This window comes from Pseudomonas sp. MWU13-2105, assembly GCF_023242315.1.
In the GTDB taxonomy this organism is placed as follows: domain Bacteria; phylum Pseudomonadota; class Gammaproteobacteria; order Pseudomonadales; family Pseudomonadaceae; genus Aquipseudomonas.
Genome location: NZ_JALLIY010000002.1, coordinates 168912 through 193867 on the forward strand (window position 1 = coordinate 168912; position 24956 = coordinate 193867).

Annotated in this window: 23 protein-coding genes; 8 read left to right on the plus strand and 15 right to left on the minus strand. The window is 61.0% G+C overall.

All coding sequences use genetic code 11. The features are described 5' to 3' along the window. Positions 1–169: 169 nt before the first annotated feature. The 4 genes from M5B96_RS03485 to M5B96_RS03500 all read right to left on the minus strand — a co-directional run bounded on the left by M5B96_RS03485 (position 170) and on the right by M5B96_RS03500 (position 5071). Positions 170–1375, minus strand: a complete 1206-nt coding sequence (locus tag M5B96_RS03485; protein WP_248795094.1) for a multidrug effflux MFS transporter — start codon at positions 1373–1375, stop codon at positions 170–172. Then, positions 1368–2339: a diiron oxygenase gene (locus M5B96_RS03490; protein WP_248795095.1), complete on the minus strand. Its 972-nt coding sequence runs from the start codon at positions 2337–2339 to the stop codon at positions 1368–1370. Before M5B96_RS03490 ends, M5B96_RS03485 begins: the two co-directional genes overlap by 8 nt. Next, a complete protein-coding gene (locus M5B96_RS03495; RefSeq protein WP_248795096.1) occupies positions 2336–3421 on the minus strand; it encodes a SagB family peptide dehydrogenase in 1086 nt (361 codons plus the stop codon). Before M5B96_RS03495 ends, M5B96_RS03490 begins: the two co-directional genes overlap by 4 nt. A 453-nt stretch (positions 3422–3874) precedes the next feature. Further along, on the minus strand, positions 3875–5071 hold the full coding sequence (locus M5B96_RS03500) for a class I SAM-dependent rRNA methyltransferase (protein ID WP_248795097.1): 1197 nt from the start codon (positions 5069–5071) through the stop codon (positions 3875–3877). 198 nt (positions 5072–5269) lie between these two features. Here M5B96_RS03500 and M5B96_RS03505 point away from each other — a divergent pair, with 198 nt between their 5' ends. From M5B96_RS03505 to M5B96_RS03515, 3 genes are all read left to right on the plus strand, one after another. Beyond that, the gene (locus M5B96_RS03505; protein ID WP_248795419.1) at positions 5270–6082 is read left to right on the plus strand and encodes an HDOD domain-containing protein; all 813 of its coding nucleotides are present in this window, start codon (positions 5270–5272) and stop codon (positions 6080–6082) included. Between the two features lie 48 nt (positions 6083–6130). Next, positions 6131–6943, plus strand: a complete 813-nt coding sequence (gene mutM / locus M5B96_RS03510) for a bifunctional DNA-formamidopyrimidine glycosylase/DNA-(apurinic or apyrimidinic site) lyase (RefSeq protein WP_248795098.1) — start codon at positions 6131–6133, stop codon at positions 6941–6943. 69 nt (positions 6944–7012) lie between these two features. Beyond that, positions 7013–7351 carry a multidrug transporter gene (locus tag M5B96_RS03515; protein WP_248795099.1) on the plus strand — a complete coding sequence of 113 codons (339 nt, stop codon included), beginning with the start codon at positions 7013–7015 and terminating at the stop codon, positions 7349–7351. A 240-nt stretch (positions 7352–7591) separates the two neighbouring features. On the opposite strand, the gene M5B96_RS03520 is transcribed toward M5B96_RS03515, so the two are convergent. The 5 genes from M5B96_RS03520 to M5B96_RS03540 all read right to left on the minus strand — a co-directional run bounded on the left by M5B96_RS03520 (position 7592) and on the right by M5B96_RS03540 (position 12314). Next, complete coding sequence (locus M5B96_RS03520) at positions 7592–7843, minus strand: YfhL family 4Fe-4S dicluster ferredoxin (RefSeq protein ID WP_248795100.1); 252 nt, start codon at positions 7841–7843, stop codon at positions 7592–7594. A gap of 136 nt (positions 7844–7979) precedes the next feature. Next, the gene (gene coaD / locus M5B96_RS03525) at positions 7980–8459 is read right to left on the minus strand and encodes a pantetheine-phosphate adenylyltransferase (protein WP_248795101.1); all 480 of its coding nucleotides are present in this window, start codon (positions 8457–8459) and stop codon (positions 7980–7982) included. A gap of 117 nt (positions 8460–8576) precedes the next feature. After that, entirely contained in the window at positions 8577–10172 is a 1596-nt protein-coding gene (locus M5B96_RS03530) for a GMC family oxidoreductase (protein WP_248795102.1), read from the minus strand. A 140-nt stretch (positions 10173–10312) separates the two neighbouring features. After that, complete coding sequence (locus M5B96_RS03535; protein WP_248795103.1) at positions 10313–10855, minus strand: twin-arginine translocation pathway signal protein; 543 nt, start codon at positions 10853–10855, stop codon at positions 10313–10315. 28 nt (positions 10856–10883) lie between these two features. Further along, positions 10884–12314: a coniferyl aldehyde dehydrogenase gene (locus tag M5B96_RS03540; RefSeq protein ID WP_248795104.1), complete on the minus strand. Its 1431-nt coding sequence runs from the start codon at positions 12312–12314 to the stop codon at positions 10884–10886. 180 nt (positions 12315–12494) lie between these two features. On the opposite strand from M5B96_RS03540, the gene M5B96_RS03545 reads away from it, so the two are divergent. Together M5B96_RS03545 and M5B96_RS03550 are read left to right on the plus strand one after the other, a co-directional pair. Then, complete coding sequence (locus M5B96_RS03545) at positions 12495–13181, plus strand: TetR/AcrR family transcriptional regulator (protein WP_248795105.1); 687 nt, start codon at positions 12495–12497, stop codon at positions 13179–13181. Between the two features lie 56 nt (positions 13182–13237). Beyond that, positions 13238–14092 (plus strand): sulfurtransferase, encoded by an 855-nt coding sequence (locus M5B96_RS03550; RefSeq protein ID WP_248795106.1) that lies wholly within the window; start codon positions 13238–13240, stop codon positions 14090–14092. Between the two features lie 16 nt (positions 14093–14108). Here the strand turns inward: M5B96_RS03550 and M5B96_RS03555 are convergent, their stop codons facing one another. The 6 genes from M5B96_RS03555 to M5B96_RS03580 all read right to left on the minus strand — a co-directional run bounded on the left by M5B96_RS03555 (position 14109) and on the right by M5B96_RS03580 (position 21613). Continuing rightward, positions 14109–15164 (minus strand): hydrolase, encoded by a 1056-nt coding sequence (locus M5B96_RS03555; RefSeq protein WP_248795107.1) that lies wholly within the window; start codon positions 15162–15164, stop codon positions 14109–14111. A 78-nt stretch (positions 15165–15242) separates the two neighbouring features. After that, a complete protein-coding gene (locus tag M5B96_RS03560) occupies positions 15243–16706 on the minus strand; it encodes a M16 family metallopeptidase (protein WP_248795108.1) in 1464 nt (487 codons plus the stop codon). Continuing rightward, positions 16699–18045 carry a M16 family metallopeptidase gene (locus tag M5B96_RS03565; RefSeq protein ID WP_248795109.1) on the minus strand — a complete coding sequence of 449 codons (1347 nt, stop codon included), beginning with the start codon at positions 18043–18045 and terminating at the stop codon, positions 16699–16701. The genes M5B96_RS03560 and M5B96_RS03565 overlap by 8 nt, the downstream gene beginning before the upstream one ends. A gap of 114 nt (positions 18046–18159) precedes the next feature. Then, complete coding sequence (rsmD, locus tag M5B96_RS03570; protein ID WP_248795110.1) at positions 18160–18774, minus strand: 16S rRNA (guanine(966)-N(2))-methyltransferase RsmD; 615 nt, start codon at positions 18772–18774, stop codon at positions 18160–18162. Further along, positions 18774–20264: a M16 family metallopeptidase gene (locus M5B96_RS03575; protein ID WP_248795111.1), complete on the minus strand. Its 1491-nt coding sequence runs from the start codon at positions 20262–20264 to the stop codon at positions 18774–18776. Before M5B96_RS03575 ends, rsmD begins: the two co-directional genes overlap by 1 nt. After that, a complete protein-coding gene (locus M5B96_RS03580) occupies positions 20261–21613 on the minus strand; it encodes a M16 family metallopeptidase (protein WP_248795112.1) in 1353 nt (450 codons plus the stop codon). Before M5B96_RS03580 ends, M5B96_RS03575 begins: the two co-directional genes overlap by 4 nt. Positions 21614–21787: 174 nt before the next feature. Between M5B96_RS03580 and ftsY the strand changes: the two genes are divergently transcribed. Genes ftsY through ftsX form a run of 3 tightly spaced genes read left to right on the plus strand, consistent with a single transcriptional unit; the run spans position 21788 to position 24884 of the window. Continuing rightward, a complete protein-coding gene (gene ftsY, locus M5B96_RS03585) occupies positions 21788–23197 on the plus strand; it encodes a signal recognition particle-docking protein FtsY (RefSeq protein WP_248795113.1) in 1410 nt (469 codons plus the stop codon). Continuing rightward, entirely contained in the window at positions 23194–23865 is a 672-nt protein-coding gene (gene ftsE, locus M5B96_RS03590; RefSeq protein ID WP_040071500.1) for a cell division ATP-binding protein FtsE, read from the plus strand. Before ftsY ends, ftsE begins: the two co-directional genes overlap by 4 nt. Next, positions 23862–24884, plus strand: a complete 1023-nt coding sequence (gene ftsX, locus M5B96_RS03595; protein ID WP_248795114.1) for a permease-like cell division protein FtsX — start codon at positions 23862–23864, stop codon at positions 24882–24884. Before ftsE ends, ftsX begins: the two co-directional genes overlap by 4 nt. The last annotated feature ends 72 nt before the right edge of the window (positions 24885–24956 follow it).

Consider the following 24956-nt stretch of genomic DNA (forward strand, 5'->3'; position numbering starts at 1 on the left):
CTGCCGTTGGCCTCGCGGGATCGCCGCGCGCCTGGGCCTGAGCTCATAAACCCGCCGGGGGATGACTGGCGATGAATAGCGCGATTCTACACCGCTGGCGGCGGGAAGGAATGGGCACAGGTATTGAGGTTGGGATTATGGAGTGTGAAGAATAATGATAGGGATGCTCTCACTCTAAAGCCGGTCGTTGGCTGCGCCGCCGGATGAGCGTGTTCAGACCAAGCCCCGTCGTACTCAGGAGCAGGAATGAGCAGGCGAGCGTAGTTTCCAGTGCCATTGGGCTGAGATTGACTAGCGCACTGATCAGTCCGCCGCAAAGGAAAATCAACGTGTTACCAGCCGAGGCGCTTGCGCCAGCTTGATCCGGGAAACGCTCCATGGCTTTTGAGGTTGCAGCTGGACGAGTGATGGTTGTACCCGCAGTGCAAATGACCATCGGTATCAATATCGTGATAGTCGACAGGGTGAAGCGACTTGATAGGTAAAATAGCATCATCCCCGCGCAAAAAATAAAGCACAGACCCACCGAGATTTGGGTGTTGGCAGTTATTCTGGCACTGAGGTATCCCGCGACGGTACCACCTATGATATAGGCGGCGCCGTAGAGCACTAGCGTTAATGAGAACTCATACTCGGAAAGTTGCAGAAGCTCCATGAATATCAATGGCGAAACAACGATAAACGAAAAATGGCAGGTGAAAACCAATGCAGCGATCAGCCAGTAGACAAGGAATTGCATATCTGTGCAGATGTTGCGATAGGCCTGGAAGATTGAGCGGTAAGGGCTTTGTTTCGCTATTGTATCCTCTAGGAATAGGCAGGCTTTGATGAATACCATAGCCGCAACCATGGTGAATATATAGAAACTGCCTGACCAGTTCAGCCACTTTTGTAATGTAGCACCGGCCAAGGGCGATAGTGATATGAAAACACCGCTGGCAGTAACGATGAGAATACGTAACTGATCTCGTTCTTTACCCTCGAATAGATCCTGGACGAGGGCCTGTGACAGTACGAAACACCCGCACCCGGCTGCTTGGACCAAGCGAAAAAATAAAAACAGACTGTATTCACTAACGAGCACACACCCCAGTGCCCCCAGCATGGATATTGCCATACCCACCAGGAGGAGGTTTTTTCGACCTACTTTATCGGATAGTGGGCCAATGAACAGCTGAGAGATGGATATTCCGACGGCGAACAGGCTAATGGATAGGGCAATGTCGGCAGGTGAGCGATTGAAATGAGAGGATAGCGAAGGAAAAGACGGAAGTAGCACATCAATTGGAAATACCCCTAGCAGTACCATAGATAGCAAGAGCGCAATAGCTGAGGTTTTTTTGTTTTTCTTTGTGACTGGATTTGGCTCAATCATCGATCAGTCCCGCCTCCTTGAAATGGAGTCTATTATATTTATTATCGAAAACACCGGCTCTTTTCATGGCCATTAAGGTGGGAGCGGCGCCGACTCTGATGCGTTGAATCGCTGCCGGTTTATTGAGGAGTGGCTGAATGATGGCGCAGGCCTGAGCCGCAGAGAAACCTGTGCTGCATAGACTTTTCGTCAGCCACGGCTTATCAATTTCTGAAAAAATAAAAATGATATCTTTGAGTAGTTTTGCTGCAAGTAGTTGCTGGTCCGTCTCAATGTTCTGCCAAAAATAGTAAAAAACTTCTGCAAAAAATCGACTGTGCTGAGCTTCATCTTCCAAATGCTGTCTTAGGATTGTGTAAACACTGGAAACTATGGTGTGGCAGGTGACTTTGAGCAGTTCTTTGGCGATGATTGTCTCCGACACAAAGCCAATCAAGAGCCATGCTAGTGCTTTGTGTTCTATATCAACGCTGTCGATAAATTCAAGCAGTAGGGTGATTCGTAGTGGCTTGGTCTGTAGGTGTTGAATTCCATAATATTCCGCTACCTGTTTGGCTATCTCATAAGAAAAAAGCGCATGATAGCCCTCGTCAGTGTAGAGCTGTAAGGCCGCCGACCTCATTTCTTCGGGTGTGTCGATTGATAATTCTCCATGGATGATGGTTTCTACCGAGCGATTGACGATTTTGTGTTCCAGTACGGTTGTGTAGTCTAGAAAGTGAATCAAGTGATTGGCTGTGAGTTTTTGCTTGATTCTTTTGTCTATGTCTGTGAGCAGCGGATGTTGTAGGTAAGGCATAAAAGTTGGAGGGAACCAGTATTTACTTTTTAGTTCAAATCCGAGCTCCTGCTCGGGAGGTAGAAAATAATTGCCTTTTTTGTTTCTTACACAGGCTTTGTTGTTCCAGTCTCCCAAGGTAAAACAGAGAGTGTTGTTTATGGTGTTGGGGTTGGAGGGCTTCAATGTTGGGCACTCCGTTCTTTGATCAGCGCGCGGAGTTCTTCGCAGTGAGCTTCTGCATCACCCTTTCCGCACCCTACGAAGAATAAAACCTGTTCAGGACTATTTTTCAATCCCAGCAAATCTTCAATTCGCTCGTCAGCCATAGCGCCGGTCAGCCAGGTTTTTAGTCCAAGTGCAGTGGCAATCAGTTGGAAAGTTTGGGAGATATGACCTGTTTCGACGTAGGCCATCCGATAGGCTCGCGAATGCTCATATTTCCACCACAACTTGTCAAAGCGACAGGTGAGGAACACACCGAAAGGCAGTGTGTTGATGAAGTGCTGACCCGCCAGGAGCAGGCCCAGAGGTTTAGCCGGCAACGGACGAGCAAGACTCAATGCGTGATGGTCTGGATGATAGCGATAAATACCAGGACTCAATCCTTTAATCCGACGGGCATAGATAAAACCATCGCATGCGTTCAGGCCCCCCCCGGAAGGGCTACTGCGCCGTGATCGTAACGTCTCAGGAATTGTCTCATCGGCATCCTGCTCTCGCTCTTTCAGGTAACCGAGTGAGAGATAGAGCAGCGTGCTGGCGTGGCTTAGGCATATCTCATCTTCGGTGAATGATCGACAGGTTTTTCTACTGATCAGGCTTTGAGCTAGCGGCATCTCCAATGATCCTGTCAACAAGGGAGGTGGCAGAGGGATTAAATCGAGTGGAGAGCATTTCTCTGAGAGAAAGTCGGGTGCCGGCTTTTTCAGTATTTCATTACAATGCTCCAGATAGTGCACTGACCATTCTTCAATATCTTGGGGTTCATGTTCGCAAGGGATATCTTTGGTACCAATGTGAAATATTTTCGATAGCTCGTCCCATTTCCAAGTGGGGGTGGTCTGTTTTGATGTGCTTATTATTCCGGAAGCAAGAAATTCTGCGTCCATTGAAGCATCGGCGTCAAATGAGTTAGGGTTGTTAATAAGTTCGCTCAGGCGTTTTGCATAATGAATATTTAGCTCGTACTGCGTATGTGTCTTGTAGTTCCATACGATCTGGTTGGGTGGTCGAGCAATTATAAATAGGTTCGGGTTTATATGCATGGTGTGCCACCTTCTTGGGGAAAGCTAGCAAGAGGGAATCGGGCTGCCGGCACTTCCCGATCCCTCATTTATATTAACGTTGCTTGGTCGCTACCAGGCAGTGAAGGTTGGCGATTTTTTTTGATTCCAGATTAATTGCTTTCATGGTGGGTGCTCCATTCTACTCGTGAGAGTTGGGTGGTTGGTGTTTCTGAGTTTAGTCATATGTGGAATGACTAAACTCAATAATAGTTTGGTTGTGGTTGTTAGCAAGGGAAAGTTGGGTAGGAGATTTCCAGGAGTTCTGTAAGTGATGTCTATATAGCGTAGGACGGGTTATGTGTTTTTGTCGTTGTAGACACAAGTTTGACGCGTGGGTGTTGTAGGAGGTGTTATTGAGTTTGGACGGAGAATGAGGCGGATGTTTAACGAGCCCAGTGGCGCGGAGCGGGGCAGCTCCGCGCTACGGTAAAATCAGCTATTGGGCAACAACCGACAAGTAATGCTCTTGATATAACGGGTTTCCGGGATCGCCGGGTGTACCGGATGGTCCGGGCCCTGGCCGCCGCGTTCCAGCAGCTGGATATTGCGGTCCAGGTGGCGGGCGCTGGTGAGCAGGATGTTCTGCAGGTCATCTTCCGGCAAATGCATCGAGCACGAGGCGCTGACCAGGATGCCGTCCTTGCTCAGCAGGCGCATGGCCTGTTCGTTCAGGCGGCGGTAGGCGCCTTCGCCGTTCTTCAGGTCTTTCTTGCGCTTGATGAAGGCGGGCGGGTCGGCGACGATCACGTCGAAACGCTCTTCGGAGGCCTTCAGTTCCTTCAGGGCTTCGAACACGTCGCCTTCGATGCAGGTCATTTTCTCGGCAAAGCCGTTCAACGCCGCGTTGCGTTCGACACCGTCCAGGGCAAAGGACGAGGCATCGACGCAGAACACTTCGCTGGCCCCGAACGCCGCGGCCTGTACACCCCAGCCGCCGATATAGCTGAACAGGTCGAGTACCCGCTTGCCCTTGGCATAGGGCGCCAGGCGCGCACGGTTCATGCGGTGGTCGTAGAACCAGCCGGTTTTCTGGCCTTCCATCACCGGCGCTTCGAACTTCACGCCGTTCTCTTCCAGGGCGACCCACTCCGGCACCAGGCCGAACACAGTCTCGACATAACGCTCCAGGCCTTCGGCATCGCGGGCCGCGGAGTCGTTCTTGAACAGGATGCCGCTCGGTTTCAGGACCTGGACCAGCGCTGCGATCACTTCATCCTTGTGCCGTTCCATGGCCGCCGAGGCGAGCTGGACCACCAGGATATCGCCGAAACGATCCACCACCAGCCCCGGCAACAGGTCGGAATCGCCGTAGACCAGGCGATAGAACGGCTTGTCGAACAGTCGTTCGCGCAACGACAGGGCCACGTTGAGACGGTGCACCAGCAGCGACTTGTCCAGCGGCAGCTTGATGTCACGCGACAGCAGGCGGGCGCAGATCAGGTTGTTCGGGCTCATGGCGACGATGCCCAGCGGTTTGCCGCCGGCGGCTTCCAGAACGGCCTGGTCACCGGCCTTGAAGCCATGGAGGGGGGTGGCCACCACGTCGATTTCGTTGCTGTAGACCCACAGGTGACCGTTGCGCAGGCGTCGGTCGGCGTTGGCTTTGAGGCGTAGGCTAGGCAGGGACATGACGTCGCTCCGGGAAAAAAGAGCGGAATTATAGCGGGAGTTCAGGGGGATCGTGTCGTCATGTTTCATGTAAGCGTTTGTATGCTCGGCCCATGCTGTAAGAGATTTCCGCTAGAATCCCTGACTCGCCCGGAGTGTGTACCCATGTCCCAAGAACTTTCAGCCGAACAGATCCAGCAGGCCCTGCAAGGCATCAGTGTGCCGCCTCAGCCGCAAATCATGGTGGATTTGCAGATGGAGCAGTACATGCCTGATCCGGACCTGGAGGTAATCGCCCGGTTGATCAGTCAGGACCCCGGCCTCTCCGGCGCGTTGCTGAAAATCGTCAACTCGCCCTATTACGGCCTGTCGAACAAGATCGCCTCGATCCAGCGCGCGGTGAACCTGCTGGGCAGCCGTTCGATCATCAACCTGATCAACGCGCAGTCGATCAAGGGCGAGATGGCCGACGAAACCATCGTGACCCTCAACCGCTTCTGGGATACAGCCCAGGATGTGGCCATGACCAGCCTGACCCTGGCCAAGCGTACCGGCGGCCAGGCGGTCGATGAGTCCTATGCCCTGGGGCTGTTCCACGATTGCGGTATTCCGCTGATGATCAAGCGTTTCCCCAACTATATGACGGTGCTCGAACAGGCCTACGCCAATGCCAGTTCGGAGCAGCGCGTGGTGGACACGGAAAACACCGAGTTCAACACCAACCACGCGGTGGTCGGCTACTACACGGCCAAATCCTGGCGCCTGCCGGAGCATGTGACCAACGCCATCGCCAATCACCACAACGCCCTGGCGATCTTCAGCGACGAGTCGACCCGCAACAGCCAGTTGAAGAACCTGCTGGCGATCCTGAAAATGGCCGAACACATCTGTGCGTCCCATCGGGTGCTGGGCAACCAGGCCGAAGACCACGAATGGAATGCCATCGGTCCTCTGGTGCTCGATTATGTCGGCCTGTCCGACTATGACTTCGAAAACCTCAGGGAGAATATCCGCGAGCTCGGCACTCACTAAGCGTTCGAGCACTGTCGCCGAGCCCGTTATTGCCTGACTGGGGCTGCCATGCCTGAATTACCTGAAGTCGAAACCACCCGGCGCGGTATCGCGCCCCATCTGGAAGGCCAGCGGGTCAGCCGGGTGATCGTGCGCGATCGCCGGCTGCGCTGGCCGATCCCGGAAGATCTTGATGTGCGCCTGTCCGGGCAACGTATCGTGCTGGTGGAGCGGCGGGCCAAGTATCTGTTGATCAAGGCCGAGGTCGGGACCCTGATCAGTCACCTGGGCATGTCGGGCAACCTGCGCCTGGTGGAGGCCGGCTTGCCGGCGGCCAAGCATGAGCATGTGGATATCGAGCTGGAGTCCGGACTGGCCCTGCGCTACACCGACCCACGGCGTTTTGGCGCGATGCTCTGGAGCCTGGACCCGCTCAATCACGAATTGCTCGCGCGCCTGGGGCCGGAGCCTCTGACCGAGCTGTTCGACGGTGAGCGGCTGTTCCAGTTGTCGCGCAAGCGTTCGATGGCGGTAAAGCCGTTCATCATGGATAACGCCGTGGTGGTGGGAGTCGGCAATATCTATGCAACCGAGGCCCTGTTCGCCGCCGGCATCGATCCGCGCCGCGAGGCCGGGAGCATCTCGCGGGGGCGTTACCTGGCACTGGCGATCGAAATCAAGCGGATCCTGGCGGCGGCCATCGAGCGTGGCGGCACGACCTTGCGCGACTTTATCGGCGGCGATGGCCAGCCCGGCTATTTCCAGCAGGAATTGTTCGTCTACGGGCGTGGCGGCGAGCACTGCAAGGTCTGCGGCAGCGGCCTGCGCGAGATTCGCCTGGGACAGCGCGCCAGCGTGTATTGTCCGCGTTGCCAGAGCTGACCTGACAAGCGTGCGGACGCTGTTATAGTTAAGACTTTGCCATCCATTGCTTTGTTGAAGGATAGTGCCATGAACCCGTTTCGCACCCTGGGCCTGGTTGTGGCCCTGAGTTTTGGCCTGCAGGCGTTGCCGGTTCTGGCGGACGATGGCAGCAGCGGCGATCCGACCTACACGATCCAGAATCCACCGGCCTACGCGATGATCGCCGACCTGATCATCGCCCGTCCCTTGCTGGTGGGTGCGACCCTGGTGGGCACGGCGGTGTTCGTGGTGTCGTTGCCGTTTACCGCGTTCGGCGGCGTCGACGGCATGGGCAAGGCCGGCAAGTCACTGGTGCTCGCCCCTGGAAAAGCGGCCTTTGCCCGTTGCCTGGGTTGCACGGCGGAAGGTTTTGACGGCGACCAGTAGGTTGGCTTGGCGTCTATAACGCCCGGTACCACCTTAGGTGGCTACGGCGCCAATAATGGCCTTTTCGCGGGCAAGCTCCGCTCCCGCAGGGCTCAGGCGAACCGGCTCTTTCGCGGCGCTCCGGTGTCCCGGCAAATTCCGCTCCCACGATATTTGAGCCAAGCCTGGATATTGTGTACGGCACAAAACCTGTGGGAGCGGAGCTTGCCCGCGAAAAGGGCCTTGGATTCGCTACAACGCTCAAGCCTTGCCGGTGATCTTCCGGTACTTGATCATCAACTCGGCTTCGGTTTCCGGATGGGCTTCATCCAGTGGAATGCAGTCCACCGGGCAGACCTGCTGGCATTGCGGCTCGTCGTAGTGGCCGACGCACTGGGTGCAAAGGTTCGGGTCGATCACATAGATCTCTTCGCCCTGGGAAATGGCGGCGTTCGGGCACTCGGGTTCGCAGACGTCGCAGTTGATGCAATCGTCGGTGATGATCAGGGACATGGGCACTCCGGCCCGGACGACAGGCCCGGGCGACATGAAAACTAATGCGTCAATTGTGCCGCATTGGCGCGCACAGTGCACGCGCGCACGTCGAGGCCGCCGTAATGGCCGGCCTCGACTGTGCCTGAGCCGAGCGTTATTTCTTGAAGCGCAGGGTCAGTGCGTCGGCCACCGCCGGGTGGACAAACTTGGTGATATCTCCTCCCAAAGCCGCGATTTCCCGGACCAGCGTCGACGAAATGAAGGAATAACGCTCCGACGGCGTCAGGAACAGACTTTCGACGTCCGGGGCCAGTTGACGGTTCATGTTCGCCAACTGGAACTCGTATTCGAAGTCCGATACCGCGCGCAGGCCACGCAGGAAGACGTTGGCATTCTGTTCCTTGGCGAAATGCGCCAGCAGCGTGGAAAAGCCCACCACTTCCACGTTGGGCAGGTGTCGAGTGACCTCTCGGGCCAATTCCACACGTTGCTCCAAGGGGAACAGCGGGTTTTTCTTCGGGCTGGCAGCCACGGCGATGATCACGTGGTCGAACAGGCGCGCGGCGCGCTCGACCAAGTCGCCATGACCCTTGGTAATCGGGTCGAAGGTACCTGGGTACAACACTCGGTTCATCGCGTCGTCCTGGCGGGTGTCCGTTTGCGGGAGTCGGATGGTATCGCAGCCTTTCCGGCCGGCCAAGTCAGGATACCGGGAAGAAAGCACTATAGTCGCGGCGAATAGTCCTCTTTTTTACGGGTTTTTCAAGCGCTCCGCGAGGGCAGTTGCCAACTGCGCTGTCAGACCATAGACCGAAAGCTGTGGGTTGGCGCCTATGCTGGTGGGGAACAGCGAGCCGTCATGGACCGACAGATTGCGCAACTGATGGTGGCGGCCGAGGCTGTCGGTGACCGCGCTTTTCGCCTCTTCACCCATGGCGCAACCGCCCATCACATGGGCGCTGCCCAGGCGTGTGCGGTACAGCTCCAGGCTCAGCTCGTCGATCAGGACGCGGGCCTTGGCCAGGCTATTCACATAGTCGGCATCGGCGTGCAGCGGCAGTACCGACTTGGCCCCCGCAGCGAACTGGATCTCGGCCATGCTGTGGTACGCCCGGCGCAAGCCGTCCCAGGCATAGGCGGACACCTGGTAATCGAGCACCGGTGTGCCGTCGCCGCGCAGTTCCACGCTGCCGCCGGGGCTGTCCGGGTGGAAGCCGTCGCGCATCAGCGCCAGCATCATGTGGGTGTGCGGCAGTTGCTCCATGCGCAGGGCGTTTTGCGGGCCGAAGCCGCCCAGCAGGGTGCTGGCCAGCGCCGGTTGCAGCGGCGGGACCTCGAGTTTGTAGGACATCGGCCCGGTGACGCCAGCATTCCACTGGAAATGATCGGAATAGATCGACTGGGGGGCGCCGTAAAACGGATTGATGACTTCGGAAAACTGTCCGGCGGAGAAGTTCACCAGGTGCAGGAAGGTGCGCTTGCCCAGTTGGCCGCTGGGATCCGGCGCCTTGGAGCGCAGCAGCAACCCCGGGCTGTTGATGCCGCCTCCCGCCAGCACGTAATGCCTGGCCTTGACCTTGATGGTCCGACCATTGGGGGCTACGCAACGCTCGTCCATCGCCACGCAGAGCAGACCGCTGACCTGGTCGCCTTCGATCAGCAAGCGCTCGGCCCGAGCCAGATAGAGCAGCTCGCCGCCTTTCTCCAGGGTCGCCGCAATGGTGGTGACCAGCATCGACTGCTTGGCGTTGGTCGGGCAGCCCATGCCGCAGTAGCCCAGGTTCCAACAGCCGCGCACATTACGCGGGATGACTTTCCAGCTGTAGCCGAGGGCTTCGCAGCCGTTGCGGATCACGTCGTTGTTGGCATTCGGCGGCATGCTCCAGGGCGCGACGCCGAGGCGCTGTTCCATCTTCTCGAACCACGGCGCCATCTCGGCGCTGGCGTGGCCCTTGACGTTGTGCACCTTGGCCCAGTGTTCGAGGGTCTGGTCCGGCGTGCGAAAGCTCGAGGTCCAGTTGATCAGCGTGGTACCGCCGACGGCGCGACCCTGGAGGATAGTGATGGCGCCATCCTTGCTCATGCGACCGATGCCTTCCTGGTAGAGGCTGGTGTAGGCCTGGTCTTCGAGCATCTTGAAGTCGCTGCTGGTTTTCAGCGGGCCTTCCTCGATCAGCAGGACCTTGTAGCCGGCGGCGCTGAGGATTTCAGCGGTGGTGCCGCCGCCCGCGCCGCTGCCGATGATGGCGACATCGGCCTCCAGCGTCAGGTCCTGCTCCAGGCGAGCACCGTTGTAGGTTTTCCAGCCTCGGGCCAGGCCTTCGCGAAACAGATCGGGTACGGGCATGTGCAGCCTCTTTTATTGTTGTTTTGTCGGGTTTGCCCGACTTGCGTGGGAGCGGAGCTTGCCCGCGAAAAGAACGCCGCGGTTCTCCAGAGACACCGCGTTATCGTTCTTCGCGGCGGAGAGCCGTGCATCTATAAGGACTAGACTTTCGGCGGTCCGGGATAACCGCAGTGGGCCCAGGCTTCGGCGCGGTTGTACCAGGCCATCATCACCAGTTGCAGCAGTGACGCGTGGCCCATGCGCAGCAGGCTCAGGGAGCTGTTTTCCCAGCGTTCGAGAAAGGCGTGGATCTGCGCGTCGCTGGCATTTTCCCAGCTGCCCCAGATACCGGTCAGCGGCCCACGGGTGATGCCCATGCCGAGAACGTCGAACAGTTGCCGGGTCAGCTTGAGCATTTCCGGCGACAGGTGGTTGAGGCTGGAGTCCAGGCTCGCCAGGGTCTGGTCGATGGCGGCGGGCATTTTCCCGGCGGCGACGGCGCCTTCGAGCATGACCGGGATCAGCGCTTGCAAGAACGGCAGGTCGTTGGCCTGCAACACGGCAAAGCCGCTGGCCGGCTGGCCGGCCGAGCAGCCGCTGAGACTGGCGGCGAGCCCGGCGGTGCTGAGGAAGGCGCCGGCGCAGAGGCCGATTTTCAGTACGCCACGGCGACTCAGTACGGGAGATTCAGACAGGCTTGGCATTCTTGTTATTCACCTGGGCAGTGGAACATCAACGAACGAAGAGTTTCTGGATCAGCTTCTGGATCGATTTGCCATAAGGCGGATAGATCAGCCGCGCCGCGTTGAAGCGCTGCTTGGTCAGTACGCCCTTGGCCTTGCTGAAGGTCAGGAAACCTTCGTGGCCGTGGTAATGGCCCATGCCCGAGGGGCCGATACCGCCGAAGGGCAGGTCCTCCTGGGGCACGTGGAGCAGGGTGTCGTTCAGGCAGACGCCGCCGGAGTGGGTTTCATCAAGCACGCGTTGTTGTTCGGCCTTGTTGTAACCGAAGTAGTAGAGCGCCAAGGGACGAGGTCGGCGATTGATGTAGGCGAAGGCTTCATCCAGGTCCTTGTACGGCACGATGGGCAGCAACGGGCCGAAGATCTCGTCCTGCATCAGGGTCATCTCATCGCTGACGTTCAGCAGCAGGCTGTGGCCCATGCGCCGCTGCTGGTTCTGCTCGAACAGCGGAATCAGCAGCGCGCCCTTGCTGGTGGCGTCGCTGAGGTAGCCGTTGAGCCGGGCCAGCTGGCGATCGTTGATGATGCTGGTGTAGTCCGGGTTGTCGACCAGTGTCGGATAAAAGCCGCGCACTGCCTGGCGGTAGGCCTCGACAAAGGCGCCGACCCGATCTTCCGGCACCAGCACGTAGTCCGGTGCCACGCAGGTCTGGCCGGCGTTGAGGGTCTTGCCGAAGGCGATGCGTTCGGCGGCATCCTTGAGGGGCACGTCCTGGGACACAATGGCCGGCGACTTGCCGCCCAGTTCCAGGGTCACCGGGGTCAGGTTTTCCGCCGCCGCGCGCATCACGTGCCGGCCGATGCTGGTGGCGCCGGTGAACAACAGGTGATCGAACGGCAGCCTGGAAAAGGCCATGCCGATTTCGGCCTCGCCGAGCACCACGCAGACCTGATCTTCCGGGAACACCCGGCCCAGCAGCTCCTTGAGCAACAGGCCGGTGGCCGGGGTCGATTCGCTGAGCTTGAGCATCACCCGGTTACCCGCCGCCAACGCGCCCACCAGCGGGCCGATGCTGAGGAACAACGGGTAGTTCCAGGGCACGATCACGCCGACTACCCCGAGGGGCTGGTAGACGACTTTCGCCGAGGCCGGCTGGAAGGCCAGGCCGACCCGCCGGCGCGACGGTTTCATCCAGCGCTTGAGGTGTTGGCGGGCATGGTGGATGCCTTGCAGGCTGGGCATGAGTTCACCCAGCAGGGTTTCATCGGCGCTGCGGTTGCCGAAGTCCTGGCTGATGGCGTCGATCAGCGCCTGGCGTTCGTCGCTGAGCAGTTGGCGCAGGCTGTCGAGCCATTGCCGACGTTGCTCGGCGGGGGGCATGGGGTGCGCGGCATAGGCTTGGCGTTGCGCTTGGAACAGGTGCTGGAGCTGGTCCAGTTGCTGCTGCGATTCCTGCAGATAGGCGATTTCGGCAGACATGGCGGACTCCAGGAGGTGTGATTTTGTTTTTAAACGAATGTTTAGAGCTAATACTCCATAAAGTCAACAGGCAACGCCTGGGCTTTGCAACTGATAGCGGCTGAGAAGCATGGCGATTTATCCGCGAGCGGATAGGCCGTAAGATGGTCGATACCGTCTTCTGGAAGTAAAGCTGAAGTCATGGCCCCTCGAATAAAAACCAGCGAGCGCATCGTCCAGAACAGCCTGGATCTGTTCAACCAGCAGGGCGAGCGCAGTGTCAGCACCAACCACATCGCGGCGCACATGGACATTTCGCCGGGTAACCTCTACTACCACTTCCCCAACAAGCAGGCGATCATCGCCGTGCTGTTCGCCGAGTACGAAGCGCTGGTCGACAGCTTCCTGCGCCCGCCCCAGGGCCGCGCCGCGACCATCGACGACAAGCGTTTCTATCTCAAGGCCTTGCTCGCGGCGATGTGGCGTTATCGCTTCCTGCACCGGGATCTCGAACATCTGCTGGAAAGCGATGCCGAACTGGCCGCCCGTTACCGACGCTTCTCCCAGCGCTGCCTGATCCAGGGCCAGGCGATCTACGCGGGGTTTGTCGAGGCTGGCATCCTGGGCATGGATGTCGTGCAGACCGAGGCACTGACCCTCAATGCCTGGATTATCCTGACCTCCTGGGTACGCTTCCTGAGCACTACCCGCGAGAACGCCCATCACCTGAGCGAAGAGTCGATCAAGCGTGGGGTCTACCAGGTGCTGGTGCTGGAGTCGGGTTTTGTCACCGCGCAGTCGCGGGCGGCGGTGGACAAGTTGCTCAACGAGTTTTATGTGCCGTTGGCACAGGCCCTGGATGAAGGAAGCCAGGCATCAGCAAGCTAGGCCGCGCCCGTCGCCAAGCTGTCCCTTATCCGCTTCGTTAAAATGAGGAGTTCGCCATGTCCCTTGCGCAACTGATCAGCCCCCGGCAACTGGCCGAACGCCAGGCTCGGCCCGGGTTGGTGATCCTGGATTGTCGTTTTGCCCTTGAGGACCCGGATTACGGGCAGCGCAGTTATGCCCAGGGGCATATCGAAGGCGCGCATCAGGCCGATCTGGAGCGGGACCTGAGTGGTCCGGTGACCCGCGGCCTGACCGGGCGTCATCCGCTGCCGGACCCCGCGGCCCTGGTCGAGCGCCTGCGGGCCTGGGGTATCAGTGCCGACAGCGAGGTCGTGCTGTATGACGACGGCCCGGGCATGTACGCCGCCCGGGCCTGGTGGCTGCTGGCCTGGCTGGGCAAGCGCGACGGCGTGTTCCTGCTCGATGGTGGCCTGAAAGCCTGGCATGCCGCCGGACAGCCGCTGAGCCTGAATCCGCCGGCCGCCGGCCGTGGAACCTTCGAGGGTACGCCGGACGCATCGTTGCAGATCAGCGCCGAACAATTGCAACAGCGCCTCGGGCAGCCGTCGATGACCCTGCTGGACGCCCGTGCCTTGCCGCGTTTTCGCGGGGAAGTGGAGCCGATCGATCCGGTGGCCGGACATATCCCCGGCGCCTTATGTGCGGCGTTCAACGAGAATCTGGATGCGGATGGACATTTTCTGCCGGCGGATCAGCTCAAGCAGCGTTTCGCTGCCAAGCTGGGACAGCGCTCGCCGCAGGAGTTGGTGGCGTATTGCGGTTCCGGGGTGACGGCGTGTCACAACCTGTTTGCCCTGTGCCTGGCGGGTTATCCGTTGGGGACGTTGTATGCCGGGTCATGGAGCGAATGGATTACCGATCCGCAGCGGACGGTGGCGACGGGCGACTGATTGTGGCGCAGGGTGATCAACATCCTCTATCGGCCAGCCATTGCGGAATCCGGCGTTCCAGGTAGTAAGTCGGTTTGCCCAGGCTGCCGTCGACAAACCCCACATGCCCACCCTTGGCCTGCAATTCGAACTGGGTGTCCGCTGCCAGCTCGCCAGGCTCCGGCAGGCTGTGGGGAAACACGAAGGGGTCGTCCTTGGCCTGGATAATCAGCGTCGGCGTGCGAATCGCCCCAAGGAAATAGCGGCTGGAGGCGCGGCGATAATAATCCTGCGCATCGGCAAAGCCATGCAGCGGTGCCGTGACCCGGCCGTCGAAGTCCCAGAACGTGCGCATACCGGTCAGCGGCCCCAGGTCGCTCAAAGTCGCCAGGCCCTCGATCCGTCCGTCGTGCTGGAACTGGCGCTGCTTGTTCTTGATATAGGCCACCATCTCGCGCATGAAGTGTGCCTGGTAGATCCGTGAAAAACCCCGGCCGATGCGGTCGGCGCACTGGTCCAGGCGAAACGGCACCGACACTGCGACGGCACCTTGCAAGCCACTGTCCTGGCCACTTTCCCCCAGATGCTTGAGCAGCACGTTGCCGCCCAGGGAGTAGCCGACGGCGTAGAGCGGTGCCAGCGGACGCAGCGCCTTGAGGTGGGCGACCGTTGCCGCGAGGTCTTCGCTGGCCCCGGAGTGATAACTGCGTGCCAGCAGGTTGGGTTCCCCCGAACAGCCCCGCCAGTTCAGCGCCACGCTGGCCCAGCCCTGGTGGGTCAACGCCTGTTGCAGGCCGGCGACATAGGGCGAGTTCGACGAGCCGGTCAACCCGTGCAGGATCAACACCAGCGGCGTCTCGGCGGCGTGCGGGCCATGCCAGTCGAGGTCGAGGAAATCGCCGTCGTCCAGCCACAAGCGTTCACGCCGGCGGTCGAGGTGGACAGTCTTGCGCCAGAGCGGTCCCCACAAGGTTTGCAGATGTGGGTTGCCCAGGCCCGGGGCGGGGGTGAAGCCCGGCAAATGAGTGGGCGGAGAAAGTGACGGCAACGCAGCGAGTCTCGCAGTGGGAATGGACAGGTCCGGTGCTGCCATAAGCAAGTCGTCATGGCAGCCACGCTTGCGCGTGCGATACGTCTAAATTGCCACAGTGCTGTCCATTACCGCAGCTTTTTATCCGGGCGGCAGGGCGCCGGCCCGGCAACCTGGCCCCGGGCTACGCAGATCAGGCAGCGCTTGCTGGGTGATGCTTGGGCCGGTACTGGTCACCACCCAGCTTTCGGTATCGAAATGCGTGTTCAAGGCGACCCTGATGGTTTCGCGGGTCAGCCGCTGCGCCTGCTTGGCATAGTCGGTCAGGCTGAGTGGCAGGTCGTGACGAGCGATCAACAACAAGGCCTGGAGGATATCCGCGTTGCTCGCGCCGTCCAGCGCCATCTCACCGCGCAGGCTCTGCTTGATGTTCTGCAATTCCTGCTCGGTCGGGCCTTCTCTCAGGAACTGCTCGAACATCAGCTTGATCCGCTGGATGGCCGCATCGCGGTATTCGGGCGGGGTCGAGAGGTTGATATGGAACGGTCCACGGGCTTGCCAGTTCCTGAGTTGGGCCACCGCCGAGTAGGTGACGCCATGTTGCTCGCGCAAGGCCTGCATCAGCCGGCTATCGAAGCCGCCGCCAAAGATCAGGCTGGCGACGTAGAGCGCGACGTAATCGGGATGGTGTCGGGGGATGGCGATCTGGGCCAGATCCAGATGGACCAGCAGAGTCGGGCGTTCGATGTGGGTGGTGCCGACGACGCTGTCTTCACGGTGGGCGCCGGCGGTGGCTGGCAGCGCCGGGCCTTTGGGCAAGGCATCGGCAATCTTCACGCTGAGGCTCTGTGCCTGCTCCAGCGAGAGATCGCCGACCAGCAGGATAATGGCGTTGCCTGCGCTGTAAGCCTTGTTGTGAAAGGCCCGCAGCTGATCAACAGTGATTTTTTCGATACTCTCCCGGGTGCCATAGAGGGGCTGCGCATAAGGGTGTCGCGAGTAGAGTGGCGGTGGAAAGCGGTGGCTGACCCAGGTGTCGAAGGCAACATCCTGGCGCATTTGTTGATCGAGGGCCTCGCTCTTTACCCGGCGAATCGCATCGGCGCTGAAGCTGGGCTTGCTCAGCACATCGCTCAGCAACTGCAGGGCCGGTGTGCGGATGGCTTCGTCGCTGAGACTGCGCAGGGTGAACCGCGCATGGTCGCGGTCGATGTCATTGCTGACGTTCACCCCCAGGCTGTCGAACGCGGTCATGATCGCGTCGACGTCCTTACCGACCGTGCCTTCGTTGAGCAGGCTCAGGGTCATGGCCGCCAAGCCGGGTTGTGCGCCATCGTAACGGCTGCCTGCGGCAAAGCTCACGGCCACGTCAAGCAACGGCAGGCCACGGGCTTCAACGAAGAGCACCTTGGTCCCGTGGAGCGTTTTCCAGCCCCGCACAGCAGGGGGGGAGGCAGTGGCCTCCAGGTGTTGGATCTCGCCCAGCGACTGCAGAGGGCTGACGGTCGACTCAGCGGTCGTGGCCGCAGCCTTCGAGCCAGGAATTAATGGCATGGCGAGCAGCGCCAGCAAGACGCTCGATAACACCGTGTGGGCTTTATTCATGGTTGCTTTTTCCGGGGCTGGCCAAGGCCACGCTGAGTCGCTCGTGGGTCAGGTAGGTTTGCGCGGCATGCTGAATATCCAGCGGCGTGACGGCTTTCAGTTGCTCTTGTTCCCGTTCTTCCAGGGTCCACGACAGGCCGACGCTTTCCAGGCTGCCGAGTTTCTGCGCCTGGTTTTCCACCGAGTCGCGGGCAAACACCCGTTGCGCCAGCATCCGGGTGCGCGCGCGGTCAAGCTCCTGCGCGCTGACAGGCGTACGTTTGAACTCATCCAGCAGTTGCCACAGGCGGGCCTGGATATCTTCCAGGCTCGGATTCTTCTGGGTGTCCAGGTCGACGGCAATCATCAACAAGGCGTCTCCTCGGCTGAACGCCTCGTAGCTGGAATGGGCCTGGGTGATCAGCTCTTCGCGGAACTTCAACTGCCTGAAAATCCGCGAGCCGCCGCCGACGCCGAGCAATTCGTTGAGCAGGCGCAAGGTGTACGCGGTATGCGGATCGGCGGCAGTCGCCAGGCTGGGGACGTTGAAGGCCATGATCAGGCTGGGAAACTCATTGCGGGTCTGTAGCGTGATTCGTCGCTCGCCGGGCTCGTTCAATTCCAGTGGGCGCCGGGTCTCGGGCAGCACCCGCCTGGACAACCCGGCGAAGTAGCGACGGGCCAGGGCTTCGACCTCCTCGGCGGTGACGTCGCCGACCAGCACCAGGGTGGCGTTGTTCGGCGCGTACCAGTTGGTGTACCAGCGCCGCAGTTGCCGGACGTCCATGCGTTGCAGGTCGTGTTGCCAGCCGACGGTGGCGGTGCCATAGCCGCTGGTGGGAAAGGCCAGGCTGCGAAGCTTCTCGTCGAGCATGGCCCAGGGCGCATCGTCGATATTCTGCAAGCGCTCGTTCTTGATGACCTCGATTTCACGTCGGAAGGCCGCTGGCGAGAGTTGGGCGGAGCTCATCTGGTCGGCCATGATTTCCAGCGCGACCCCCAGGACATGACGCGGCATCAGGTATTCGTAGGTGGTGGCGTCGTGGTTGGTGAAGGCGTTGATCCGGGCGCCCAGGCGTTCCATGATCTGGAACGCCTGGGCGGGGCAGACTTTGCCGCTGCCCTGGAACAGCAGGTGTTCCAGGGCATGGGAAAGCCCGGATTCGCCAGGCGGCTCGTGACTGGAGCCGACTTTGTACCAAAGCTGGGCGGCCACGACGGGGGCGCGATGATCTTCGCGCAGGATGACTTTCAAACCGTTGTCGAGTGTCAGTTCGTGGGTGCTGGGCGAGGGGCTGGCGAGGGCGATGAGCGGCAGCAAAAGCAAGCCGAGTGCATGCCGGGGGGCGGCGGGTTTCATCCGTCAGGGATCCTTTTGAGTTGCAAAGGAATACCTTGATCCGGCGGACAGAGGAGCGGGCGGTAGCGGGATAGTGAGGGCGGTCCGAGGCTCGAACCGCCCTTGAGGCTCACATTACTGGCTGGCTACGCTGCGTTGCCACAGCGCGTAGTAGACCCGCCCGGACTTCTGCTCGCGGTGCAGGCGCCAGTTGCCCGGCAGGCCGAGGCCCGAGGGCGCGGTTTCGCTTTCGGTGTAGATCCAGGCGTCGTCGGCCAGCCACTGGCGTTCTTCCAGCAGGGCGCAGATGCCGGGCAGCAGGTTCTGGTTGAACGGCGGGTCGAGGAACACCAGGTCGAAGGCCGTGGCCGCGTGGGTTTCCAGGTAGCGCATGGCGTCGGCGGTCTGCACTTGGCCGACGCTGCAACGCAGGGTGCCCAGGTGTTCGCGCAGGTTGGCCACGGCCAGGTTGCTGGCATCCAGCGCCTGGCCCATGACGGCGCCGCGGGACAGGGCCTCGAGGAACAGGGCACCGCTGCCGGCGAACGGATCGAGCACCTTGGCCCCGGCGACGTAGGGCGCCAGCCAGTTGAACAGGGTTTCGCGCACCCGGTCCGGGGTTGGACGCAGTCCCGGGACATCCGGGAAGCTCAGGCGTCGGCTGCGCCATTCGCCGCCGATGATACGCAGTTGATTCACGCCGTTATGCGGGTGAGCGGGTTTCTTGCTGGGACGCGATGGGCTGGCCATTAATGCTCCGGAACCCCGAGCGGCTGCTCGGCGGGTTTGTCAGTCGGTGGCGGCAGGGGCTTTTGCGGCACCGTGGGCCCTGCGGTGACGACGATCATCTTGTCGACACTCAGGTGTTTGTTCATCGCCGACTTGATCTGCTCGATGGTCAGCGCCTGGGTCTGTTGCACGAAGTTTTCCAGGTAATCGAGCGGCAGGTCATAGAAACCCATCAGGCCCAGTTGGCCAACGATACTGCTGTTGCTCGCATTGGCGAGCGGGAAACTGCCGGCCATTTCGCGCTTGGCGTCGTCGAGTTCCTTCTGTGTCGGGCCGTTTTTCAGGTAGTCGGAGACCACCTCGTCCACCAGCTTGTGCGTGCCTTCGCTCATTTCGGCGCGGGTTTGCAGGTTGATCTGGAACGGGCCGCGGGCCTGCATCGGCGAGAAGCCCGAATAGACACCATAGGTCAGGCCGCGCTTTTCGCGGACCTCGCTCATCAGGCGGGTACCGAAACCGCCGCCGCCGAGAATCTGGTTGCCCAGGGACAGCGCCGCATAGTCCGGGTCGGTACGGTCGATGCCCTGTTGGGCCATGAGGATGGTGGTCTGCTTGGACGGGAACTCGATATGTCCGATGCTGGCTTTCGGTTCGGCCGGCTGGGCGATCTTCGGCAAGGCCGGGCCCTTGGGCAGGGAGCTGGAAACCTGGGCGGCGATGCCTTCTGCTTCACTGCGCGTGAGGTCGCCGACCAGCGCGATCACCACGTTGCCGGCCGCGTAGGCCTTGGCATGGAAGGCGCGCAGCTGTTCCAGGCTGATCGGCGGGATGCTCTGTGCCGTGCCTTCGCTAGGGTGCGCGTAGGGGTGATCGCCATACAGGCGCTTGGACAATTCCAGGCTCGCCAGCTTGCCGGGGTTCTGCTTCTGGTATTCGAAGCCGGCCAGCAACTGGTTCTTGATCCGCGCCAGGGAGTCGGCGGGGAAGGTCGGCTTGCCGACCACCTCGGCGAACAGTTTCAGTGCCGGCTCGCGTTTGTCCGGGGTGCTGAGGCTGCGCAGCGAAGCAATGGCCATGTCCTTGTAGGAGCCGTTATTGAAGTCGGCGCCGAGGCCTTCGAAGCCCTGGGCAATGGCGCCGACGTTTTTGCCGGCCACGCCTTCGTTGAGCATGGCGTTGGTCAGCGTGGCGAGGCCCGCCGCGTCGCCGTCCTGGCTGCTGCCAGCGGCGAAGGTCAGGTTCAGGTTGAACATCGGCAGTTCATGGGCTTCGACGAACAGCGCCTTGGCGCCTTCGGCGGTTTTCCAGGTCTGCACATTCAGCGTGCGGTGCGCCGGCGCCTTGCCGTCCAGCTCGGCCAGCGATTGCAGCTTGTGGCCGGCCTTGGCCGCGTCCAGGGCCTGGCTGGCCTGGGAGTTGCGTGAATCGAACAGATAAAAGCCGATACCGCCCGCCGCGATGGCGAGGGTCAGGGCGAGCAGGGCGAAACGTGGCCCCTTGGACTGACTCATTGGGCGCTCTCCTCGGGCAATACATGGGCGACGCTGAGGCGCTCGCGGGTGAAGTAGGTACGGGCGGCGTTCTGCAGGTCCTGCGGCGTGACGCTTTGCAGGTCGGCCAGTTCGGTGTCCATCATTTTCCAGGACAGGCCGACGGTTTCGAGGATGCCGATGGCGCTGGCCTGGCTGGTGATGGAGTCACGCTCGTAGACCAGGCCGGCGATCACCTGGGCACGTACGCGCTCCAGCTCTTCGGCGCTTGGGGCCTGGGTTTTCAACTGCTCCAGCAGGCGCCAGAGGCCGGTCTCGGTGTCGGCCAGGGTTTTGTTCTTCTGGCTGTTGGGGGTGGCCGAGAGCAGGAACAGCGTATCGCCGCGGGTGTAGGCGTCGTAGCTCGACGAGCCGCCGGAGATCAGCTCCTCGCCGCGCTCCAGTTGCGACGGCAGGCGCGCGCTGTAGCCGCCGTCGAGCAGGGCGGCGATCAGGCGCAGGGCGCTGACCGCACGCTTGTCTTCGGCGGTGGCGAAGCTTGGCACGTTGAAGGCGAGCATCAGGCTCGGCAGTTGGGTCTTCACATGCAGGGTGATCAGGCGTTCGCCGGGCGCGTCGAGTTCCCGCGGGATCTTCGCCGGCGGCGTGTCACGCCGGGGGATGGCGCCGAAATAGCGCTGGGCCAGGCTTTTGACTTCGTCCGGGGTGACGTCGCCCACTACCACCAGGGTGGCGTTATTCGGCACATACCAGGATTGGTACCAGTGGCGCAGCTCCTCGACCTTCATCCGGTCGAGGTCGGCCATCCAGCCGATGGTCGGCGTGTGGTAGCCGCTGGCCGGGTAGGCCATCGCCTTGAAGCGCTCGAAGGCCTTGCCCATGGGCTTGTCGTCGGTGCGCAGGCGGCGCTCCTCCTTGATCACCTCGATTTCCCGGCTGAACTCGTCGGCCGGCAGGCGCAGGCTGGCCATGCGATCGGCTTCCAGTTCCAGGGCCACGCCCAGGCGGTCGCGGGCCAGGACCTGGTAATACGCGGTGTAGTCGTCGCTGGTGAAGGCGTTCTCTTCAGCGCCCAGGTCACGCAGGATCAGCGAGGCTTCGCCCGGGCCGACCTTGGCGCTGCCCTTGAACATCATGTGTTCCAGGGCATGGGACAGGCCGGTCTGGCCAGGTGTCTCGTAGCTCGAGCCGACCTTGTACCAGATCTGCGAGACCACCACGGGGGCGCGGTGATCCTCGCGGACCACGACCTTCAGACCGTTATCGAGGGAGAATTCGTGGGTCGGTTGCGGGTCGGCGGCCAAGGCGGCCAGGGGCAGACAGAGCGTGCCGAGCAACAGGCCAGCGGCACGGCGGGCTAGAGCATTCATTCGTTTTCAAACCTGTAGTACGGCCCGCGTGATCTTAGCGTCGGCGGGCGAGGAGGTGCTAGGATACTGCGTTGCGCGCGAACAATCTGGTCAAAAGGCAGTCTGTTGCGCATCAGAATATTATTTGCCGAAGCGCCACCTTGGCGCGTCGCTACCGTGAGATAGCCGTCCTCCATGTTTGGTTCCAACGACGACAAGAAGACCCCAGCCCCGGCTGGCGAGAAAAAAAGCCTGTTCGGCTGGCTGCGTAAAAAACCGCAGGAAGCCGTCGTCGAACAGCCACAACCGACCCCCGAGGCCACGCCCGCGCCAGTGAGCGAGGCGTTGCCGGTTACCACTGAGCCGGTGCCGGTCAATGTCGCGGTGGCTGAAACGCCGGCTGTCGCCCCGGTCGCCCCGGTGCATGAGCCCTGGCTGAGCTTGCCTGTGGCCGAAGAGCCGGTGGCTCTGGTCGAGGATGTCCAGGCAGTGCATATCACTCCGCCGATCCCGGTGACTGCCACCGTGGCTGTCGCTGAAGCGGCGGCGTCTGAGCCGTTCGTCGCCGAACCGGTGTCAGCGCCAGTCATTGCGCCAGTGGTTGCGCCTGCGCCGGTTGCGCTGGCTGAACCCGTGGTCGCCGAGCCGGCCAAGCCGGTTTCCGAAGAGACCAAGGTCGGCTTCTTCGCCCGTCTCAAGCAGGGGTTGTCCAAGACCAGCGCCAGTATCGGCGAAGGCATGGCCAGCCTGTTCCTGGGCAAGAAGGCCATCGACGACGACCTGCTGGATGAACTGGAAACCCGTCTGCTGACCGCCGACGTCGGCGTCGAAGCCACCTCGGTGATCATCCAGAGCCTGACCCAGAAGGTCGCCCGCAAGCAGTTGACCGACAGTGACGCGCTCTATGCTTCGCTACAGGCCGAGCTGACCGCGATGCTCAAACCGGTCGAGCAGCCGCTGAACATCGTTTCGCAGCAGAAACCCTTCGTGATCCTGGTGGTGGGCGTCAACGGCGCCGGCAAGACCACCACCATCGGCAAGCTGGCGAAGAAGCTGCAGCTCGACGGCAAGAAAGTCATGCTGGCGGCGGGCGACACCTTCCGCGCGGCGGCGGTGGAACAATTGCAGGTGTGGGGCGAGCGCAACCAGATCCCGGTCATCGCCCAGCACACCGGTGCCGACTCGGCCTCGGTGATCTTCGACGCGGTCCAGGCGGCCAAGGCGCGCGGTATCGACGTGCTGATCGCCGACACCGCCGGTCGCCTGCACACCAAAGACAACCTGATGGAAGAACTGAAGAAGGTTCGCCGGGTGATCGCCAAGCTCGACGTAGAGGCGCCGCACGAAGTGCTGCTGGTGCTCGACGCCGGTACTGGGCAGAACGCCATCAACCAGGCCAAGCAATTCAACCAGACGGTGCAGCTGACCGGCCTGGCATTGACTAAGCTCGATGGGACCGCCAAGGGCGGGGTGATCTTTGCCCTGGCCAAGCAGTTTGGCCTGCCGATTCGTTACATCGGCGTCGGCGAAGGGATCGACGATCTGCGCACCTTCGAAGCCGAACCCTTTGTCCAGGCCCTTTTCGCCGAGCGGGAGCATTCATGATTCGTTTCGAACAGGTCGGTAAACGCTATCCGAACGGGCATGTCGGCTTGCATGAACTGAGCTTTCGGGTGCGTCGTGGTGAATTCCTGTTCGTCACCGGACATTCCGGCGCGGGCAAAAGTACCCTGTTGCGCCTGCTGCTGGCGATGGAGCGTCCGACCACCGGCAAACTGCTGCTGGCCGGGCAGGACCTGGGCCAGATCAGCAACGCACAGATTCCGTTCCTGCGCCGGCAGATCGGCGTGGTGTTCCAGAACCACCAGTTGCTGTTCGATCGCACGGTGTTCAACAATGTCGCCTTGCCGTTGCAGATCCTCGGCCTGTCCAAGGCCGAGATCGTCAAGCGGGTGGATTCGGCCCTGGAACGCGTGGCGCTGTCGGACAAGACCGACCTCTACCCCGGCGACCTCTCCACCGGCCAGCAACAGCGCGTCGGTATTGCCCGGGCCATCGTCCATCGCCCGGCGCTGCTGCTGGCGGACGAACCCACCGGTAACCTCGACCCGCGCCTGGCGGCGGAAATCATGGGTGTGTTCGAAGACATCAACCGCCTGGGCACCAGTGTGCTGATCGCCAGCCACGACCTGGCCCTGATCGCCCGCATGCGTCACCGCATGCTGACCTTGCAACGTGGCCGATTGATCGGCGACGGGGAGGCTGGCGTATGAGTGCGACCCGCAGTCCGAAAGTAGCCGAACGCGTCGCGCCGAAGGCCTCCGACCCGCAGCCGCCGAAGAAAAAGCGCGACGAAGACGACGGCCCGGATTTCAGTACCCTGCTGCACGCCTGGATCGAAAGTCATCGCGCCAGCCTGGTGGACAGCCTGCGGCGCCTGGGCAAGCAGCCGATCGGCAGCTTCTTTACCTGCCTGGTGATGGCCGTGGCCCTGAGCCTGCCCATGGGCTTGTCGCTGCTGCTGAACAATGTCGAGCGCCTCGGCGGCTCCTGGCAGCGCGCGGCGCAGATTTCCCTGTACCTGCAACTGGATGCCAGCCCGACCGAAGGCGAGCACCTCAGCGAGCAGGTCAAGGCCATGCCCGGCGTGGCGGATGCCGAGTACATCAGCAAGGAAAAGGCCCTGGACGAGTTCCAGCAACAGTCGGGCCTGGGCGAAGCCCTCAAGGAATTGCCGCAGAACCCCTTGCCGGGGGTGGTGCTGGTGACGCCGAACGAAGTCGACAAGGCGACCCTGGAAGCGCTGCGCCAGCGCCTGGCCGAGTTGCCCAAGGTGCAGCAGGCGCAACTGGACCTGGTCTGGGTCGAGCGCCTGGCGGCGATCCTCAAGCTGGGCGACCGGTTTGTCTTCGGCCTGACGGTGCTGCTGGTGTCTGCATTACTTTTGGTGATAGGCAATACCATTCGTCTTCATATTGAAAACCGCCGCACCGAGATCGAAGTGATTAAACTGGTCGGAGGCACTGATAGCTATGTGCGTAGGCCTTTTCTTTACATGGGCGCGCTTTACGGCTTTGGTGCCGGGTTTTTGTCCTGGGGTGTGCTGGCTTACGGCCTCAACTGGCTGAATGACGCGGTGGTCGGGCTGGCCGGTCTCTACGGCAGTGATTTCGCCCTGGCCGGTGTGCCGGTTGCCGATGGTCTGTCCCTGTTGCTTGGGGCGGTGCTCTTGGGGTATATCGGTGCTTGGATTGCGGTCGCACGGCATTTACGTGAGCTGGCACCGAAGTAGTTAATGTCAGATTAATGTGGTTTCGTTTGTATTGACCGTATTGGTGGTTTAGGGAACTTGTCCTACGGTTCC

Excerpts from the sequence above, each read along its gene's own strand:
- M5B96_RS03485 (WP_248795094.1), bottom strand. The coding sequence starts at position 1,375 with ATGATTGAGCCAAATCCAGTCACAAAGAAAAACAAAAAAACCTCAGCT.
- M5B96_RS03495 (WP_248795096.1), bottom strand. The coding sequence starts at position 3,421 with ATGCATATAAACCCGAACCTATTTATAATTGCTCGACCACCCAACCAG.
- M5B96_RS03500 (WP_248795097.1), bottom strand. The coding sequence starts at position 5,071 with ATGTCCCTGCCTAGCCTACGCCTCAAAGCCAACGCCGACCGACGCCTG.
- mutM (WP_248795098.1), top strand. The coding sequence starts at position 6,131 with ATGCCTGAATTACCTGAAGTCGAAACCACCCGGCGCGGTATCGCGCCC.
- M5B96_RS03515 (WP_248795099.1), top strand. The coding sequence starts at position 7,013 with ATGAACCCGTTTCGCACCCTGGGCCTGGTTGTGGCCCTGAGTTTTGGC.
- M5B96_RS03520 (WP_248795100.1), bottom strand. The coding sequence starts at position 7,843 with ATGTCCCTGATCATCACCGACGATTGCATCAACTGCGACGTCTGCGAA.
- coaD (WP_248795101.1), bottom strand. The coding sequence starts at position 8,459 with ATGAACCGAGTGTTGTACCCAGGTACCTTCGACCCGATTACCAAGGGT.
- M5B96_RS03530 (WP_248795102.1), bottom strand. The coding sequence starts at position 10,172 with ATGCCCGTACCCGATCTGTTTCGCGAAGGCCTGGCCCGAGGCTGGAAA.
- M5B96_RS03535 (WP_248795103.1), bottom strand. The coding sequence starts at position 10,855 with ATGCCAAGCCTGTCTGAATCTCCCGTACTGAGTCGCCGTGGCGTACTG.
- M5B96_RS03540 (WP_248795104.1), bottom strand. The coding sequence starts at position 12,314 with ATGTCTGCCGAAATCGCCTATCTGCAGGAATCGCAGCAGCAACTGGAC.
- M5B96_RS03545 (WP_248795105.1), top strand. The coding sequence starts at position 12,495 with ATGGCCCCTCGAATAAAAACCAGCGAGCGCATCGTCCAGAACAGCCTG.
- M5B96_RS03550 (WP_248795106.1), top strand. The coding sequence starts at position 13,238 with ATGTCCCTTGCGCAACTGATCAGCCCCCGGCAACTGGCCGAACGCCAG.
- M5B96_RS03555 (WP_248795107.1), bottom strand. The coding sequence starts at position 15,164 with ATGGCAGCACCGGACCTGTCCATTCCCACTGCGAGACTCGCTGCGTTG.
- M5B96_RS03560 (WP_248795108.1), bottom strand. The coding sequence starts at position 16,706 with ATGAATAAAGCCCACACGGTGTTATCGAGCGTCTTGCTGGCGCTGCTC.
- M5B96_RS03565 (WP_248795109.1), bottom strand. The coding sequence starts at position 18,045 with ATGAAACCCGCCGCCCCCCGGCATGCACTCGGCTTGCTTTTGCTGCCG.
- rsmD (WP_248795110.1), bottom strand. The coding sequence starts at position 18,774 with ATGGCCAGCCCATCGCGTCCCAGCAAGAAACCCGCTCACCCGCATAAC.
- M5B96_RS03575 (WP_248795111.1), bottom strand. The coding sequence starts at position 20,264 with ATGAGTCAGTCCAAGGGGCCACGTTTCGCCCTGCTCGCCCTGACCCTC.
- M5B96_RS03580 (WP_248795112.1), bottom strand. The coding sequence starts at position 21,613 with ATGAATGCTCTAGCCCGCCGTGCCGCTGGCCTGTTGCTCGGCACGCTC.
- ftsY (WP_248795113.1), top strand. The coding sequence starts at position 21,788 with ATGTTTGGTTCCAACGACGACAAGAAGACCCCAGCCCCGGCTGGCGAG.
- ftsE (WP_040071500.1), top strand. The coding sequence starts at position 23,194 with ATGATTCGTTTCGAACAGGTCGGTAAACGCTATCCGAACGGGCATGTC.
- ftsX (WP_248795114.1), top strand. The coding sequence starts at position 23,862 with ATGAGTGCGACCCGCAGTCCGAAAGTAGCCGAACGCGTCGCGCCGAAG.